16 protein-coding genes are annotated in these 18,127 nt (G+C 38.4%); 15 read left to right on the top strand and 1 reads right to left on the bottom strand.

Annotated features, from left to right (window positions below):
• Positions 1–16 precede the first annotated feature (16 nt).
• From gatA to SB717_RS21095, 12 genes are all read left to right on the top strand, one after another.
• On the top strand, positions 17–1,474 hold the full coding sequence (gene gatA, locus SB717_RS21040; RefSeq protein WP_013055056.1) for an Asp-tRNA(Asn)/Glu-tRNA(Gln) amidotransferase subunit GatA: 1,458 nt from the start codon (positions 17–19) through the stop codon (positions 1,472–1,474).
• 14 nt (positions 1,475–1,488) lie between these two features.
• Positions 1,489–2,919 carry an Asp-tRNA(Asn)/Glu-tRNA(Gln) amidotransferase subunit GatB gene (gatB, locus tag SB717_RS21045; RefSeq protein ID WP_114897148.1) on the top strand — a complete coding sequence of 477 codons (1,431 nt, stop codon included), beginning with the start codon at positions 1,489–1,491 and terminating at the stop codon, positions 2,917–2,919.
• A gap of 234 nt (positions 2,920–3,153) precedes the next feature.
• A complete protein-coding gene (locus SB717_RS21050; RefSeq protein WP_028410196.1) occupies positions 3,154–4,086 on the top strand; it encodes a diacylglycerol kinase in 933 nt (310 codons plus the stop codon).
• A 95-nt stretch (positions 4,087–4,181) separates the two neighbouring features.
• Entirely contained in the window at positions 4,182–5,555 is a 1,374-nt protein-coding gene (gene rlmD, locus SB717_RS21055) for a 23S rRNA (uracil(1939)-C(5))-methyltransferase RlmD (protein WP_410904595.1), read from the top strand.
• A gap of 176 nt (positions 5,556–5,731) precedes the next feature.
• On the top strand, positions 5,732–6,169 hold the full coding sequence (locus SB717_RS21060; protein ID WP_410904596.1) for an SMI1/KNR4 family protein: 438 nt from the start codon (positions 5,732–5,734) through the stop codon (positions 6,167–6,169).
• Positions 6,170–6,312: 143 nt separating this feature from the next.
• Positions 6,313–6,486, top strand: coding sequence for a hypothetical protein (locus tag SB717_RS21065; protein ID WP_410904597.1), 174 nt, complete (start codon positions 6,313–6,315; stop codon positions 6,484–6,486).
• Positions 6,487–6,751: 265 nt separating this feature from the next.
• Positions 6,752–7,567 carry a YitT family protein gene (locus SB717_RS21070; RefSeq protein WP_013055060.1) on the top strand — a complete coding sequence of 272 codons (816 nt, stop codon included), beginning with the start codon at positions 6,752–6,754 and terminating at the stop codon, positions 7,565–7,567.
• A gap of 195 nt (positions 7,568–7,762) precedes the next feature.
• On the top strand, positions 7,763–10,501 hold the full coding sequence (locus SB717_RS21075) for a GTPase domain-containing protein (protein ID WP_410904599.1): 2,739 nt from the start codon (positions 7,763–7,765) through the stop codon (positions 10,499–10,501).
• 13 nt (positions 10,502–10,514) lie between these two features.
• Positions 10,515–10,745: a helix-turn-helix domain-containing protein gene (locus SB717_RS21080; protein ID WP_013055062.1), complete on the top strand. Its 231-nt coding sequence runs from the start codon at positions 10,515–10,517 to the stop codon at positions 10,743–10,745.
• Complete coding sequence (locus tag SB717_RS21085; RefSeq protein ID WP_176543646.1) at positions 10,735–10,884, top strand: hypothetical protein; 150 nt, start codon at positions 10,735–10,737, stop codon at positions 10,882–10,884. The genes SB717_RS21080 and SB717_RS21085 overlap by 11 nt, the downstream gene beginning before the upstream one ends.
• A gap of 32 nt (positions 10,885–10,916) precedes the next feature.
• On the top strand, positions 10,917–11,903 hold the full coding sequence (locus tag SB717_RS21090) for a BMP family ABC transporter substrate-binding protein (RefSeq protein ID WP_410904601.1): 987 nt from the start codon (positions 10,917–10,919) through the stop codon (positions 11,901–11,903).
• A gap of 23 nt (positions 11,904–11,926) precedes the next feature.
• Positions 11,927–13,732 (top strand): ATP-binding protein, encoded by a 1,806-nt coding sequence (locus SB717_RS21095; protein WP_410904603.1) that lies wholly within the window; start codon positions 11,927–11,929, stop codon positions 13,730–13,732.
• Between the two features lie 27 nt (positions 13,733–13,759).
• Here the strand turns inward: SB717_RS21095 and map are convergent, their stop codons facing one another.
• A complete protein-coding gene (gene map / locus SB717_RS21100) occupies positions 13,760–14,506 on the bottom strand; it encodes a type I methionyl aminopeptidase (protein WP_025752900.1) in 747 nt (248 codons plus the stop codon).
• Positions 14,507–14,839: 333 nt separating this feature from the next.
• On the opposite strand from map, the gene SB717_RS21105 reads away from it, so the two are divergent.
• The 3 genes from SB717_RS21105 (at position 14,840) to SB717_RS21115 (ending at position 18,075) form a co-directional block, all read left to right on the top strand.
• Complete coding sequence (locus SB717_RS21105; protein ID WP_410904605.1) at positions 14,840–15,904, top strand: lactonase family protein; 1,065 nt, start codon at positions 14,840–14,842, stop codon at positions 15,902–15,904.
• A gap of 272 nt (positions 15,905–16,176) precedes the next feature.
• A complete protein-coding gene (locus SB717_RS21110) occupies positions 16,177–17,190 on the top strand; it encodes a nitronate monooxygenase (RefSeq protein WP_410904607.1) in 1,014 nt (337 codons plus the stop codon).
• Positions 17,191–17,253: 63 nt separating this feature from the next.
• The gene (locus tag SB717_RS21115; protein WP_074682571.1) at positions 17,254–18,075 is read left to right on the top strand and encodes a MerR family transcriptional regulator; all 822 of its coding nucleotides are present in this window, start codon (positions 17,254–17,256) and stop codon (positions 18,073–18,075) included.
• Positions 18,076–18,127 lie beyond the last annotated feature (52 nt).

Genomic DNA, 18,127 nt, shown 5'->3' on the forward strand with positions numbered 1-18,127 from the left:
GGAAGGAGGCTTTACGATGTCTTTATTCGATCGTAAACTTTCAGAACTACATAGCCTTTTACACAAGAAAGAAGTACGTGTACAAGATTTAGTAGACGAATCATACAAACGTATTAATGAAGTAGATGATAAAGTAGGTGCGTTCTTAGCGCTTAATGAAGACAATGCTCGTGCTTATGCAAAAGAGCTAGATGAAGCATTACAAACAAAAGATGAATTTGGCCTATTATTTGGTATGCCTATCGGTGTAAAAGATAATATTGTCACAAAAGATTTACGTACAACTTGCTCTAGTAAAATTCTAGCAAACTTTGATCCGATTTATGATGCAACAGTTGTTCAAAAATTGCAGGCAGCTGAAGCGGTAACAATCGGTAAATTAAATATGGATGAATTCGCAATGGGTTCTTCAACTGAAAACTCAGGTCTTCAGTTAACGCGCAACCCATGGAATTTAGATTATGTACCAGGGGGATCTAGTGGTGGTTCAGCTGCAGCTGTAGCAGCAGGCGAAGTTCCGTTTTCTTTAGGTTCTGATACAGGTGGTTCAATTCGTCAGCCAGCTGCTTACTGCGGTGTTGTCGGATTAAAACCAACATATGGTCGCGTATCTCGTTACGGATTAGTAGCATTTGCATCTTCTTTAGATCAAATCGGACCGATCACAAATTCTGTTGAAGATAATGCATACTTACTTCAAGCAATTTCAGGCGTAGACCCAATGGATTCTACTTCTGCTAATGTTGATGTACCGGATTATGTATCTGCTTTAACAGGTGACGTAAAAGGCCTTAAAATTGCTGTTCCAAAAGAATACTTAGGCGAAGGTGTGGGCGAAGAAGCTCGCCAGTCTGTTTTAGATGCACTAAAAGTGTTAGAAGGACTAGGCGCAACTTGGGAAGAAGTATCGCTTCCACACTCTAAATACGCATTAGCTACGTATTATCTATTATCTTCTTCTGAAGCGTCTGCTAACTTATCTCGTTTTGACGGCGTTCGCTACGGATACCGTACAGATAATGCTGAGAACTTAATCGAAATGTACAAGCAGTCTCGAAGCGAAGGCTTTGGAAACGAAGTAAAACGCCGTATCATGCTTGGAACGTTTGCGTTAAGCTCTGGTTATTATGATGCTTACTATAAAAAAGCACAGCAAGTACGTACGTTAATCAAGCAAGACTTTGAGTCTGTATTTGAAAACTATGACGTTATCATTGGACCAACTACACCAACTCCATCATTCAAAATTGGTGAGAAAACAGATGATCCATTAACAATGTATGCAAACGATATTTTAACAATCCCAGTAAACCTTGCTGGAGTACCTGGTATTTCTGTGCCTTGCGGTTTATCAAATGGATTGCCATTAGGGTTACAAATTATCGGTAAGCATTTCGACGAAAGCACAATCTATCGTGTTGCTCATGCATTCGAACAAGCAACTGAGCATCATAAAGCGAAACCAGCACTGTAAGGGGTGAGATAAAGATGAACTTTGAAACGATTATTGGTCTTGAAGTACACGTTGAGCTTAAGACAAAATCTAAAATTTTCTCAGCAAGTCCAAACGCATTTGGTGCGGCTCCAAATGCTAACACAAGTGTAATTGACTTAGGTTATCCTGGCGTACTACCTGTGTTAAACAAAGAAGCAGTTGATTTTGCAATGAAAGCAGCGCTTGCGCTAAACTGTGAAATCGCAACAGATACAAAGTTTGATCGTAAAAACTATTTCTATCCGGATAACCCAAAAGCTTATCAAATCTCTCAATTTGATAAACCAATTGGCGAGAACGGTTGGATTGAAGTAGAAGTTAAAGGTGAAACGAAGCGCATTCGTATCAACCGACTTCATTTAGAAGAAGATGCTGGTAAGTTAACGCATACAGGCGATGGCTATTCACTAGTAGACTTCAACCGTCAAGGTACACCTCTAATTGAGATTGTATCGGAAGCAGATATGCGTTCCCCTGAAGAAGCATATGCTTATTTAGAAAAACTAAAATCAATCATTCAATATACAGGCGTATCTGACTGTAAAATGGAAGAAGGTTCACTTCGCTGTGATGCCAATATTTCTTTACGTCCAGTTGGACAAAAAGAGTTTGGTACAAAAGCTGAGCTAAAGAACTTAAACTCATTTAACTATGTGCGCCGCGGTCTTGAACACGAAGAAATTCGTCAAGAAAAAGTTTTATTGTCTGGTGGCTTAATCGAGCAGGAAACACGCCGTTTTGATGAGTCTACGGGCGAAACAATTCTGATGCGTGTAAAAGAAGGATCTGACGACTACCGCTACTTTCCAGAGCCTGATTTATTAGAATTACACATCGACGAAGAGTGGAAAGAACGCGTTCGTGCTTCGATTCCTGAACTTCCAGATGCTCGTAAAAAGCGCTATGTAGAAGAGCTTGGCTTACCTGCTTATGATGCAATGGTATTAACGCTAACAAAAGAAATGTCTGATTTCTTTGAAGCAACACTTGCTGCGGGCGGAGATGCGAAGCTATCTTCTAACTGGTTAATGGGTGAAGTTTCTGCTTACTTAAACTCAAACCAAAAAGAACTTTCAGATGTAGCATTAACACCTGAAGGCCTAGCTGGTATGATTCAATTAATTCAAGAAGGTACAATTTCGTCTAAAATTGCGAAAAAAGTATTCAAAGAATTAATTGAAAATGGCGGAGATGCAAAGAAAATTGTAAAAGAAAAAGGTCTTGTACAAATTTCTGATGATGCAACTTTACGTAAATTCGTAACAGATGCATTAGATGCAAACCCTCAGTCTATTGAAGATTTCAAAAACGGTAAGGATCGTGCAATTGGCTTCTTAGTTGGTCAAATTATGAAAGCTTCAAAAGGCCAAGCGAACCCACCGATGGTTAATAAAATTCTTTTAGAAGAAATTAATAAACGCTAAATTTGATAACTAAATGTGAGGTGGGTATCCATCTCACATTTATTATGAGTAAGGGCGATCGCGCTGAAGGTATGAATAAAAACCGAAACGTGAATATTGTATATCAAGGTTAATTTCTTTATAATATGTTTGTTCATGCCCCCTCTTGTTGATGAAGTAATGTGAGGGGGCATTCTTTCACTGATAAAAGTAGGCAAAGATTTGTGACAAATTATCATTATTAGGATGATGAATATGAAAAGAGCGAGAATTATTTATAACCCGACATCGGGCCGTGAAATTTTTAAGAAAAACTTACCGGAAGTTTTGCAAAAGCTAGAGCAAGCAGGCTACGAAACATCTTGTCATGCTACAACTTGCGCTGGCGATGCAACAGAAGCTGCCAAAGTAGCAGTAGAGCGCCGCTTTGATGTTGTAATTGCAGCCGGTGGAGACGGTACCATCAATGAGGTCGTAAACGGTATTGCCGGACAAGACTATCGTCCGCAGCTAGGTATTATTCCTGTTGGAACAACCAATGACTTTGCTCGTGCCATTAATGTTCCGCGTACAATTGAAGGCGCTGTTGATGTTATTGTAGAAGGCGTAACGAAGCCAATTGATTTAGGCTGTGTAACAAACGACGGAGAAACGCATTATTTTGTAAATATCGCCGGAGGCGGCCGTTTAACTGAATTAACGTATGAAGTGCCAAGCAAGTTAAAAACAATGCTTGGACAGCTAGCTTACTATTTAAAAGGTATGGAAATGCTTCCTTCTATTAAACCAACATCTGTTGAAATTGAGTATGACGGAAAATTCTTTGGCGGCGAGATTATGTTCTTCCTCGTTTCCTTAACGAACTCAGTCGGCGGTTTTGAAAAGCTGGCACCAGATTCTTCTTTAGACGACGGCATGTTTGATTTAATTATTTTAAAGAAAGCAAATTTAGCTGAATTTATTCGAATTGCGACACTTGCGCTGCGAGGAGAACATATCAATGATCCTCACATTATTTATACAAAAGCGAACCGTGTTAAAATTCATACGAATGATAAAATGCAGTTAAATCTAGATGGCGAGTACGGCGGGTTATTGCCTGGGGAATTTGTAAACTTATATCGTCATGTAGAAATCTTTGTTCCAAAAGCAACAGCTGAATTGATGGAAAAAAATGAGATCGCCTAATTGCGATCTTTTTTCATGCTTTTCTTTGTTTGGCTTTCGCTCTTATGGTACAATCAGTTCAGCATTTTCAAATGACTAAAAGGATGTAACGATAAATGGAAAAATTAAAACCACCTGTAGAAAAAAATGAATATATAGATGTTGCGTTTGAAGATTTAACGCATGACGGAGCGGGTGTAGCGAAAGTGAACGGATTTCCTATTTTCGTTCAAAATGCGCTGCCTGGCGAAAGCGGCCAAGTAAAAGTCATTAAAGTAAAAAAAGGCTATGCGTTTGGTAAGCTTATTAAGCATCATACAATTAGTGAACAGCGTGTAGAAGCACCCTGTCCGGTCTACAAGCAGTGCGGAGGCTGTCAGCTGCAGCATGTAAGCTATGAAGGACAGCTGCAATTCAAGCAAAAGCAAGTAAAAGACGTCATGGCGCGAATTGGTCATTTACCTCAAGTCCCGGTACATTCGACTTTAGGAATGAACGATCCTTGGCGCTATCGAAACAAAGCTCAAGTTCCCGTAGCAGAGCGAGAAGGCGGGTTGGTCGCTGGATTTTATCAGCAGCGAAGCCACGACATCATTAACATGGATGCCTGTTTGATTCAGCAGCAGGCAAATGATGACGTTGTTCAAGCTGTCAAATCAATTTGTGAAAAGCATGGGGTTTCTGCTTATCAAGAACAAAAACATAAAGGCTCGCTTCGTCATATCATGGCGCGCTACGGGCTTGTAACGTGTGAAATCATGGTTGTCATTGTGACTCGTACAGCTGAGCTGCCAAACAAAAAGCGTATTATAGAAGACATTATCGAAGCCGTGCCTAACGTAAAATCAATTGTTCAAAACGTAAACAGCAAGCGCACAAACGTCATTTTAGGGAACCAAACGAACGTACTTTGGGGAGAAGAATATATTTACGATTATATTGGCGACGTTAAATTTGCCATTTCAGCAAAATCATTCTACCAAGTAAACCCTGAGCAAACGAAAGTGCTTTATGACAAAGCGCTTGAGTATGCAGATTTAACAGGAGAAGAAACGGTAATTGACGCCTACTGTGGAATCGGAACAATCTCGTTATTTCTCGCTCAAAAAGCGAAAAAAGTATATGGCGTTGAAATCGTGCCTGAAGCGATTGAAGATGCCAAGCGCAACGCTGAGCTAAACGGTATTCACAATGCAGAATTCGAAGTAGGCGAAGCAGAAGTCGTCATTCCAAACTGGTACAAACAAGGCATCAAAGCGGACGTCATCGTCGTAGATCCGCCGCGAAAAGGATGCGATGAAGCTCTATTGAATACCATCATTGACATGAAGCCGAAAAAAGTTGTCTATGTTTCATGCGGACCAGCAACTCTTGCGCGTGATTTAGCTATTTTAGAAAAAGGCGGATATGAGACGGTTGAAGTTCAGCCTGTTGATATGTTTCCGCATACGACGCACGTGGAGAATGTGGCGGTGCTTACATTAAAATAAGAAAATTGTTTGAAACACCACTATCATTAGTAATGGTAGTGGTATTTTATATTGGCTTTTATTTTTAATACAGTACGGAATATGCTAAAAAAATTTATAGAGAAACAAATAAAAGCAATTATAAATGGGAGTAAAAAGATTCCTAAATATACATAAGGCAAAATGGATGAAGCAAATTGATTACGTGGGAAACGGATGAAAAAGAGGTAAGTTTAGAAACCATTTTAGATGTAGAAAAAGCATGGGATGTATTATTTCCAATCGACTTTATGGAATGTGTAACAAAGTATCATGGTGGAGAACCTTCAGCTGATGGATTTAATGTTGGAAAGAGAGAATGTTCTTTTTACCAATTACTAAGTTTTAATCAGGAGAAGAAGGATTACATTTTAAACGTGTACCATGATCTTAAATACCAGCTAGTTGATGGTATTTACCCATTTGGAGATGACATAGCGGATAATCATGTATGTTTTGACTACCGTTCTAACTCTCAGCGGCCTCTTATCGTTTTTATAGATCATGAACTAGCATACGAGAATCCTGAAAGCGGTATTTTTTTCGTCGCCCATTCATTTGAAGAATTTATTAATGGTCTATATGAAGAAGAATAAAATTAAAATAACTTTCCACCAAGAGACTGGGACAAAAGTATTTTAACCCAAGTAAAAAACGAACCATTAATCAACATGTTTGATTCGTGGTTTATTTTTTTGTTAGGGCAAATAAGTGTCGTCTGTTTCGTTCCTTTTAGCAGTTGATTGAAGGGCAAGGCGAAGACTCCTGCGGGAAAAGCGGAACAGGTGAGACCCCGCAGGAACGCAAGCGACGAGGAGGCTCAGCGGCCGCCCGCGGAAAGCGAAGTCTTGCACGGAAATCAACTGCGGTTCCATACAAGCTCATCTATACTAGTTGTTCGCCTTTAAAATAGATTCATTTCATTATGATGTCTCAACCTCTTTTAGGTTAAATAAGTACGGAAAAGGTAAAGTTAGCATTTCTATAACAAAAGCAGCAAAAGCTTGATATAAAAGCATTATCCGCTTGTATGTCCGTTTTATTTTGCCATTTGTCCGCCCCACCAACACAGTAAATTTCTGAATATACTTTTTTTAAGGTTTTCAATATTTTAGGAATTATAATAAAGAAGCAATAAATGAAAATATTATATTTGTGGTAAGAGGTGAAGGGACATCATGTATAGAGCAATTGCTATTATAGCAGGTTCTGTGTTAATTGGATTTGCATACAATTGGTTTTTAATCCCCCATAAAGTGCTAAGCAGCGGTATTAGCGGTATTGCTATGATTATAGGAATTTTAACGCCTGCAAGCACGGGAACAATGAATTTTTTGTTGAATTTACCCCTTTTAATTATTGGTTTTATGAAGTTAGGAAAGCGGTTTGTCTTACATACGCTGCTGTCCGTTGTGGCTTTATCAATTGCTTTATACGTGATTCCCTTGAGAGCTGTTAGTACAGATCCTATTCTGTCAGCTGTTTTTGGAGGAGTTTTAACTGGAATTGGCGTAGGGTTTGTTTTTCGTCAGTCAGCTTCGACAGGTGGATTTGATATTATAGCGATGCTTCTTACGCATAAAAAAGAATTTCCTCTTGGCGCTATATTATCAGCGATGAATGCCGTGGTTGTATTTGTTTCAGGTTTCTTTGTGAATTGGGACGCTGCTTTATATACGATGCTTTCGATTTTCGTCACAGGAAAAGTAGTGGATGCAATTCATACTCGCCATATTAAGCTCACCTTAACCATTATTACGAGAAAAGGCGAAGAAATGAAGCAGCAGCTTCTTACCAATTTAGTGCGCGGCGTGACGTTAATGAACGGTGAAGGAGCTTATTCAAGAGAAGACCGTAAAATATTAATGACGGTGATTTCGCGCTATGAGCTTGCAAACCTCAAGCAGTTAATTCAATCGGTTGATCCTGAAGCTTTCGTAAATATTACAGAAACGGTAGAAGTAATGGGGCTGTTTCGACGGGATGCTTATTAATATATTTGTTATTTCAGCGCCGATTTATGATAAATAGCCATTTTTATAGTATAAAAGTTATAAAAAAAGCCTTAAGAGTAGTTCTTGAGGCTTTTTTTGCGTAAAATATGAGTAAGAAAATATCGTGTATGAAAAGTATAAAAAAGGGAATTTGATAGAGTACATAAAATATTGACATCAAAAAGGAGAGACTATATGACGGTAGAATATCAGTTAACGAAAAAGAAATATTACGAAACGTTTATGCAAGAAAATGAAAATCAGCCGCCTGTAAAAGCCCTTGGACAAGCTTACTACGAAGAGCAGCAAAAAGAGTGGTACGACTTATCTCTCATTCGCTTAGCGCAGGGAGAAGTGTACTTCCATAACCAAGATTTTGAGTCCGCGATTTTTAAGTGGGAGAATGTAAATGGCGAATTTAAGCTGTGGGCGAAGAAAAATACAGCCGACGCGCATTATGAATTGGGGTTGTCTACGCTCGCTGAAGAGCTTTACTTATCCATTGAAACGGATTCAAAAGTATTAAAAGCTGAAATAGCGCTAAAGCTGTTTTCACTTTATACGGATCATAACAATATCGAACGAGCTTATGAAGTCATTAACGAGCTGGTTGCTTCTCAGCCGGATTATCCAAACGTCACGGCGATTGCGCGAAGATTTTATGAAGAGCAAGAAGACTTTAATAGTGCAGTGGAGCTTGCAGTAGATGAGTGTATTCGAACAGAATCGCTGAATTGGTTTGCGGTATTAAAGACTTACGTAGATAAAGGATATACAGCAAACTTTATCCCTAACTATTTTTATCAAGTGATGATTGCATTTTACAAAGTGGACCAAGTGTATTTCAAACAGCTTGTCTCAGCTTTATGGAAACAATATAAGAGCCAGCCTCCTTATCTTGCTTGGATTAAAACCATCAATGATATTTTCTTGAATATTGAAGTAGGCCTCTATGATTATTGGCAAGAGATTTCAACTCTTTATCAAGAAACGTACACCGACTTAATGGAAAGTGATCATTCTGTAAAAGAATTGCATGAAGTCATTCCAAACGTATTAACAAATTGGCTTAAAATTACAAATAAGTCACGTGCATTATTTCCGTCTGCAGCCGTGCTTTCATGGAATGAAAAATTTCCTTCAACTATCGATACAATCACCATCGAAAATGCAGGCAGATTAATTTTTGAGGCGCGTAACGACATTGATGGTCTCGAATATCACTACAAGCTTTGCCATGGCATTATTAAATGGGCCAATGAAAACGGCTTAGAAGTGGGACACACATTTAAATGGTGGGTAGATTTTCTATTAGATGCTCATACGACACACTTATTAATTACAGGAACAAATGCCGCAACTTCGTCATTTGTGGGATCGATTACAGAAGAAAAGGTACCGCAAAATCACGAAACAACCTTTGTGTTCATTCATGATGATGAAGAATCCATCCAGCAAATCGCTGATCAAGAAATCATTCCGATGGAAACGATTGATGGAGCGGAACAATCTTCTCACCAGGCGCTTGTAGAAGTGAAAAAACCTTTTGCGTTCCTTGATAAGCATAATTGTTCATGCATTGTTACGCCAAGCTTTACAGAACAAGAGGCACGTGAGCAGGATGCATTTAAATATGCTCCTTTAGCAGATGGTTTACTGTTTGTGCTTGATGCAAAAGAATCGCTGCTTGATGAAGAAAAAGAATTATTGCTGGAGATTAAAGAATATGCGCCAAATACGCCCGTTCATTTTGTCATCAACAATATGGACAGTCTTTATAATCAAGCAACGATTGAGCGAATTACAAAAGAATTTGAGGCAAGCATTGGAGCTGATTTCCCGCAGGCGCATGTATTAGCCTATACGCCTCACTACGTATCGAGTCAGCACCACGGAGACTTGGCTCAGTTTATTAAAGCTAATTTCTATTACGATCCAAACGACGTTGGAGTAGAAGAGCGTGCGCGCAGACTGCTGTTCTTTATTCAAAGCATGCTAAAGGGCTTAGTGGAGAAGAGAAATCAAACAGAAAATCATTTGATTGAAAGCATTAAATGGAACGAAGATATGCTTGTGCGATTAAGTGGCTTCTTGCATCGAGTGGATGACTTAGAACAAGAAAAAGCGAGTAGTATTGTTTCGGCATATCACGGCATCAAAGAGGATATTAGCAAAAAGTTAAAAAATAAAATTCCTCGTTTACTCAAAAAGTCTTCAGAATTAGTGAAGGAAGACAGTGATTTTAGTACGGTTCATATTGAGCTGAATAAACAAATGAATATGCGCGTGGAAGAGCACTTGCAGCAAGATGTCCTACCTAAGTTCCGCATTTCTTTAAAAGACTGGATTGCTACATCAAATGAAGAGTTGATTGCGAGTCAAGTAGATATTGAAGAAGTAGCAGAGTCATTAAATAAGATGTACAATGAGCAAAAATTAACGTTAGCCTGCGATTTTAAAGTGCTGGACGACTGGCGCCGCGACGTTAATCGTATGGCTAATCGGGTTCAGCTGGATGAGGAAAATATTTTACTTCGCGTTAATCCAACGCAGCTCTTGTTAAAAGGAGCAGGAAAGCTGTTTTCGTCCATTCTTCAAAACCAAACGCTGCTTTATAATCAATATAAAAAGTACATTGAAAGTCAAGACTATCAAGATATCACAGAATCTATGCTGAACAAGTTTTTTATGCAGTTTAATTTATTTGAGAAAAATTTAGAAGTTGATATTGAACTATTCTTTGAAAAGCCAAAAGAGGTTTTAAAAGAAACGATTGAAGAAACACAGGCGCATATTAATGAAAATCAAGACGTGTTAAGTCATATGAAAGCCAATCCTGAAGCTTACTATGATCCGTTAACATTATTTCAGCTTCGCTTGCGTCAGTATGAGTTAATGGTTAAAGCTACAGAAGAAGTACACTACAACGTATAAAAGGTGGAGCAGGATGTATTTAACGATAAAAGAAGCAGCAGAGTATTTATCTTTTCCTGAAGAATATGTGCAGAAATTGATTCAAGAAGGAAAAGTACGAGCTATATTTGATGGTGAAAACTACTTATTAAATAAAGAGCAGTTTAACACCCATTTAGAGCAAATGGAAAAGTACAAAAAACAAATTGAAGAATACCTAAATGAGCCTATCCCTGAAGATATGGACGTAAAAGATGAAGATTGAAGGCAGAAGCAGAAAACAGATGTTTTCTGCTTTTTCTTTTGGAGTGAAAGTGTTAAAAAAGGTAAGATATGAAAGAAATGTCGAAAAAAGTTGGAATTTCGTTAAAGATGTAGTCTTTTTAGATGCTTTTTTTATATAATGAAAGTATGCTAAACAAAAAGGAGAAGGTTTATGCAACGATCAAGACAGTTAAGGCTGATTTTATTGCTTGCCCTGATTGTTGTCGCTTCGTTTTTAATTATTATTATTTCGAAAACACATGGGATTATAAGTCAGCAAACGACAAAAAAAGTAGAAAACACAAGCGTTGCAATTCTCACCTCTGATGTACTGACAGATCAAAGCTGGGGCAGTCTAGCTTATAAAGGGAAAATCAACATTGAGCAGCAGTATCCTGTTTCGGCTCAAGTTATTAGCGAAGTAAATACGAACCAAAAAATGAAGGAAGCTGCTGAAAAAGTTATTCAAAATGGAACAAAAGTCGTAATTGGACATGGAAGAGAATTTTCTACCGTTTTTACAGAACTCGCTCCTAAGTATCCTCATGTTCATTTCGTCACCATCCACGGTACTTCAAGTTATAAAAACCAAACTGTATATACATTTGATCAAACAAAAATAGAGTATCTGGCAGGCACGGCCGCTGCCATGAAGACACAAACGAAAAAAATTGGATTAATTGATGCATTTGAAGCACGCGAAAAAAATCCAGGATTTGAAAAAGGCATAAAAGCGTCTGATTCCTCAATTGCTTTTTATTATCGAGTTGTAAACAGCCGAGACGATGGAGCAAAAGCAGTAAAGCTGCTCCGTGAGTTAAAAGATGAAGGCGTCGATATGGTTTATGCTAAAGGAAATTCGTATAATCAAGAAGTTATTCAAGAAGCGAAAGCACAAGGAATGTACGTAATAGGATATTTAGATGATCAGGCGTACATGGGTAGGTCTGTTATTTTAACCAGCGTGATCAACGATGTTCCTCAAGCTTACAACGTGATCATGAAAGACTATTTCAGTAAAAAAGGTCTTCCATCTGGAGAAGTCAAACTTGACGCCAAGGACGGTGTTTATAAGCTTGCGCCTTTTGGGCCGATGTACAGTAAACGGGAAAAACAAATTTTATATTCGAAAGTTAGAATGTCTACACAGCCGAAGTAACTATGAAAAAGAAAGAGATGATTATGAATCAATTATTTCGCAACATGTCATTCCGTAGCCAAATATTAACGATTCTTCTTTTGATTACATTCATGTTAAGCGGGTTCTCTTTAGTTTTAGTGCATGCCATTGATAAAATGAATCATGTAAGCAACGAAATTAAAGATGAAGATGTTCCTCAAATGGTATGGCTTTCTTATTGGGAAGAGCAGCTGAACATAAAAGAATACATTGTGAAAAATAATCTAAAGAACCCCACTGTCTCTTTTATAGAAGAATATCAATCATATGATACACGAGTTATTGAAGACAATGAAAAGTATAAGCAGCCTGTGCCAAAATCGTTGATTCCACTAAAGGAAAAAATTGAGCTGCTGGATTTTAAGATTTCTAATAACGTGCAGGGACTGCTGAAGTACGGAGATATAGAGGGAGCAAAAGAGTATCTTAAGAGAAATTATTTGCCGGATCTGCATCAGATAAAAAAAGATATTAATAGTTCAAAAGAAGAGACGGTTGATTCACTTGATACACTATCAGATACACTGTCTGTCATTATTAAAGATTCATTAATTTTACTATTGATTTTAACAGTAAGTGCTATTGTGGCTTCTCTTTATGTTTCTTATCGTATGAGTGCAAGTCTTACGAAACCAATTGAACAAATGATTGAAAAAGTGAATGACATTGCAGACGGAGAATACGGTCTTGTTCTTCAAGACACAAAGCAAATTGAGCTGAAGCAGCTTTCGGCTTCTATCAATCAAATGTCGGTTAGTTTAGAAGATTCATTTTGGAAAATCATTAAAGATAAAGCGTATCGCCAGCAGATCTTAAATTCACTGCCTGTTGGAATTATCACAATGGAAGATGAGACAAGTGGTATATTTGCCAATACCTCAGCAAAGCAGTTTTTAGATCTCGACGAAAAGGATATTTGCGGGTATATGGAGGAATGTCCTGAACATAATACTGAATTTTGGAGCATATTGAATTCGGGAGAAATTCACGAAAATAAAAAAGTGTTATTTGGAACGAAAGAGACGTGCTATTGCTTTTTAGTCTCTCAAACGCAGCTGTTTAATGAGAAGAACGAGAGCATTGGAAGAATTTTTTATTTTATTGATATATCGGATACCGAGGAATTAGAAAAGCGAATGCATCAGTCTGAGAAACTTGCCCTGGTTGGAGAAGTGGCAGCCGGAGCTGCTCATGAGATTCGTAATCCTCTTGCCGTGATTCATGGATTTATATCTCTTATGAATCAGTCTCTTTCTGATGAGGAGAAAAAGCGTTTTTACCTGCCTCTGCTTATGAAAGAGCTAGAGGGGATTAATTACATCATTGAAGAAATGCTGTTGTTATCAAAACCAGGGACTCCGGTGATGAAAAAAGTCAGCATGCAGGATATTATTAATGAGCTATTGCCTTTGATTACTCACTCAAGCAAATTTACAGAAAAAGATAAGCTTATCTTTGATGTGAAACTGCAGCCGCATATATTAAAGGTAGATGAAAAACAAATCAAACAAGTTCTTCATAATTTAATTCGAAACAGTATGGAAGCCATGGATGGAGAAGGAGTCATTACAATCTATTCACAGGTTCATGATGATAATTATTGTTTGTATATTGAAGATAATGGAAAAGGAATTTCTTTGCATATGCAGCAGTCGCTGTACCAGCCGTTTTCCACTTCAAAAGATAGTGGAACAGGTCTTGGTCTGCCAATTGCTCAGCGTATTCTAGAAAGCCACGGAGGACAGATTAAATTATTATCTACTTCTTCCCGCGGCACAGTTTTTGTTATTAAACTTCCTCTACATTAAAAAAACAGCCTCAAAAGGGCTGTTTTTTTAATGTGCTGTTAAAATAAGAGGGCCGTTTTTCGTAATCGCAAGCGTATGTTCAAATTGAGCGGATAATTTACCGTCTGTTGTACGAGCAGTCCAACCGTTTTTATCCATTTTAGAATGCCATGTACCAGCGTTTACCATTGGCTCAATTGTAATAACCATACCTTCTTTTAAACGTGTACCTTTGCCCGCTTTTCCATAGTGAAGAATTGTAGGCGCTTCGTGCATAGTATTTCCAATTCCGTGTCCTGTGAAGTCGCGTACGACAGAGAATTTTTCGCCTTCTACATAGCTTTGAATAGCGTGGCCGATGTCACCTGTGCGATTTCCTGGCTGTGCTTGCTCGATTCCTTTTAAAAGCGCTTCGTATGTAACATCTACTAAACGCTGTGCTTCGTCTGAAATGTCTCCAACGGTATGAGTCCATGCGGAATCTGCTAAGCCTCCGTTTAAATTTACAACCATATCAATGGTTACAATATCCCCGTCTTTTAACGGTTTAGTTGTTGGAAAACCGTGGCAAATTTCATCATTTAAAGAAGCGCACGTTGCATATTGATATCCTTTGTATCCTTTTTGTTCCGGCGTTGCTCCGTGCTTTGCTAAGTACTCTTCAACAAATTTATCAATTTGCATTGTTGTTATGCCTGGTTTGATCATTTTAGCGATTTCTTTATGACAAGAAGCTAATAGTTTACCTGCTTCGTGCATTAAATTAATTTCGCGTTCACTTTTTAATGTGATCATTGTTGTTCACTCCTTTTTTGATGTAACTTTACGAAAAAAGTTGAGCAGCGGTTATAGCGATGGAAGTCGACTATTCATCAGTTCATTTTTCTTTATTTAAAAATCTAAGAAATACAGGAACCGTCTGCTATGGGGCGATATAAAATCATCCTTAATCATAACGCCCAACGGTAGGAAAATGCAAGATGCAGGCTTAAAAAGGAAGGGTTTGACGATAGGCATGTAGGGAAAACTGATAAATGAACGTTGAATTGGAGCATTCTCTATAACAAATGCGGTATGATATAGTAAAATAAATGAAACAAAACAATTCTTTAGGAGGGGTATAGGAAAATGAGTGAACATGGAAAATTTATTGGGTTTGCAGGTACATATACAAAAGCAGGCAGTGAAGGTGTCTATACATTTACGCTAGATACGAAGGCTAAAAAGATTGTAGAAGTAAAAGCCGTGGCTAAAATTGAAAATCCTACATACTTAAATGCAAGCAAAGATAACAAACATCTTTATACAGTTGTTAAAGAAGGAGAAAAAGGCGGAGTAGCTGCTTTTAAGGTTGATCCAAACACGGGGCAACTAAAGTTTGTAAACAAACAGCTACTAGACGGCGCGCCTCCTTGCTATGTTTCAGTAAATGAAGATAATACGCTTGTTTTATCTGCTAACTTTCATAAAGGGAGCGTTGAGACGTATTCTGTTAACGAAGAAACAGGGGAAATTGAATATGTAGCATCCGTAGTGGAACATCCTCATTCAGACCTCAAAAAAGGACAAAAAGGAAAACCACACGTACACTATGCCGATTTTACTCCTGGAGAAAAGCACGTGGCCGTTGTGGACTTAGGTATTGATGAAATCGTGACATATGAAGTGGAAGATAATAAATTGAAGGAAGTCAACAGTCTTTCTACATCTGTTGGTTCGGGCCCTAGACATTTAACGTTCCATCCAAATGGCCGCTATGCCTATGCAATGACAGAATTCAGCTCTGAAGTTTTATTTTTAACTTATGACGAAAGCAAAGGAAGCTTTACTCAACAACAAGCTACTTTAGCGATCCCGGCTGATTTTACAGAAAATAATCAAGGGAGTGCGATCCACATTTCTTCAGACGGCCGCTTTGTCTATGCAGGAAACCGCGGACATAACTCCATTGCAACATTCAAAGTAGATCAGGATTCTGGACAGTTAACATTCGTAGAATGGACAGGCACTGAAGGCGACTGGCCGCGCGATTTTGTTTTGGATCCAACAGAACAATTTATTGTGGCTTCTAATCAAGAAACAGGAAACTTGGTACTGTTTGAAAGAGACCAAGAAAGTGGAAAGCTAACGCTTCTTCAATCTAACGTTACGGTTCCAGAAGCTGTATGCGTAAAGTTCCTCCATTATAAGTAATTGATGTAGACAATAAAACATAATCAAAGAACGATTATGCTTTATTGTCTAGACCTAAGCGCCTGTCACTCCCCTTGCGGGGTTAGTGCCATTCGCATAGGTGAACCTTTGAGGGAGTAGTTAAGTAGTGTGCGTCCCTTAGCATGATTTATGATTGCGGTTTTTGAAACGTGGATAATCTATATATGGAAGAAAAGCCCTTTTGGAGGGCTTTTTTTTCTGGGGTTGTAGTAGAATGAAGAGAGAACGCATGAAAGGCTGAGGTGATAATTGTGGAAGATATTTGTAAATATCCAATTGTACAAGCTCCCATGGCAGGAGGAGTTTCGACGCCTAAACTAGCAGCAGCAGTATCTAATAGCGGAGGGCTAGGATTTTTAGCTGCGGGATATAAAAGTGCGCGTGAATTGGAGCAGGAAATTATAGAAATGTACTCACTTACGAAAAAACCTTTTGGAGTAAACCTGTTCGTTCCGACAAATGAAAAAATAGCAGTTGATGCACTTGATTGTTACCAAAAAGAACTGTCAAAAGCAGCTAAATATTTGGAGTGTCAAGTTGGTATACCAAAGAATGATGATGATGAATGGAATGCCAAGCTCGACATCATTCAAAAACATCGAGTACCTGCTGTGAGCTTTACATTTGGGTGCCCGGATCGAGAGATTGTAGCAAGTTTAAAAGGAATTGGAAGCCGTGTTTTCGTTACGATTACAACACCTCAAGAAGCCGAAGTGGCTTTGAGAGCAGGAGCGGATGCTCTATGTTTGCAAGGAATTGAAGCCGGCGGCCATCGATCTACTTTTTTAGAGAGTTCGGTGGATTACCCGCTTATGAAATTACTGAAAGAAGTTCGCCCAATCACCAAAAAGCCATTGATTGCTGCAGGAGGATTGATGACGGGGTCTGACATAAAACGTGTGTTCCAAGAAGGGGCTTCTGCCGCCCAGTTAGGTACGGCTTTTATTTGTTGTCCAGAAAGCGGAGCGAGTGCTCTTCATAAAGAAAGCATTCTTCAAAAGTGTTTTAATGAAACAGGTGTCACACGAGCTTTTACAGGGAAACGTGCTAGAGGATTTGTGAATGCTTTTTTTATTTCCTATGATAAATCAGCACCATCCGCCTACCCTCATATTCATTACATGACAAAGCCTATTCGAGCAAAAGCTACACAAATGAATAATTCAGAGTATGCTTCTTTGTGGGCAGGAACTGGATTTACGCTGGCAAAAGAACTGCCTGCACATCTTATTGTGGAAGAGCTTGTACAAGAACTAAATGAATGATGAGAATTAAGGTGTTGCTTGCTTTAAGCGCAAGCAGCTTTACATAAAGAAGGTGAACTTATAGTGCAAAACAAATTTACGATTGGACAAATGGCTAGACTGCATGATATTCCGGTTAAAACACTTCGCTATTATGATGAAATTGGTCTATTTGAGCCTTACGAAGTTGATCCGCAAACCGGTTATCGATATTATACGTTAGAACAATTTAAGAAATTAGATATCATTGTCTATTTAAAGCTGATGGGAGTTCCGTTAAAAGAAATTAAAAGAAAGATGGAGCACAGCAGCTTGGATGAATTTATTGAAACTTTAGCGGAATATCAGCAGGTAACAAAAGAAAAAATTCGTCATCTTCAAAGAGTGGATGTGCAGTTAACAACTCGAATGAAGGAATTAGAACAGACGAGACATATTAACCAAATAGGAGCTCCGTTCATCAAACACCTTTCTTCTCGTGAAGTTGTTCAAGTAAAAGCGGAGGTAGGCACGTTAGACGGGACTGAAAGTGTTCTGCGTGATTTAAAAAAGAAAATTAGTCATATTACCCCGATTATGATTGGGAAAGTAGGGTTTATGCTATCGGTAGAAAACACGAAAAAACAACAGTTTACAGATTACGATGGCATTTTTTTATTGGTCGAAAGCGATATTTCTTTTAAGCATGAACTCGTTACGTTAATACCTGAAGGCGATTACGCATCTATTTATATGAGAGAAAAGAGAGATACCACAGGAGTCTATTACGATGCGTTACTGAACTTTATTAAAGCCGAAGGATACAAAGCAGAAGGGCCTTTTTTAATTCGGCGAATTGTAGATTCATTTATTTCTCATCATGAAGAAGAGCGGCTGACGGAAATTCAAATTCGAATTACGTCTTGACTATCCAGTAGCTGGAGGGTTTAAGATGAGACTATTGTAAAACTGCTGAAGG

It is taken from the genome of Priestia sp. SIMBA_032, from assembly GCF_046535215.1.
GTDB classification, from domain to species: Bacteria; Bacillota; Bacilli; order Bacillales; family Bacillaceae_H; genus Priestia; species Priestia aryabhattai.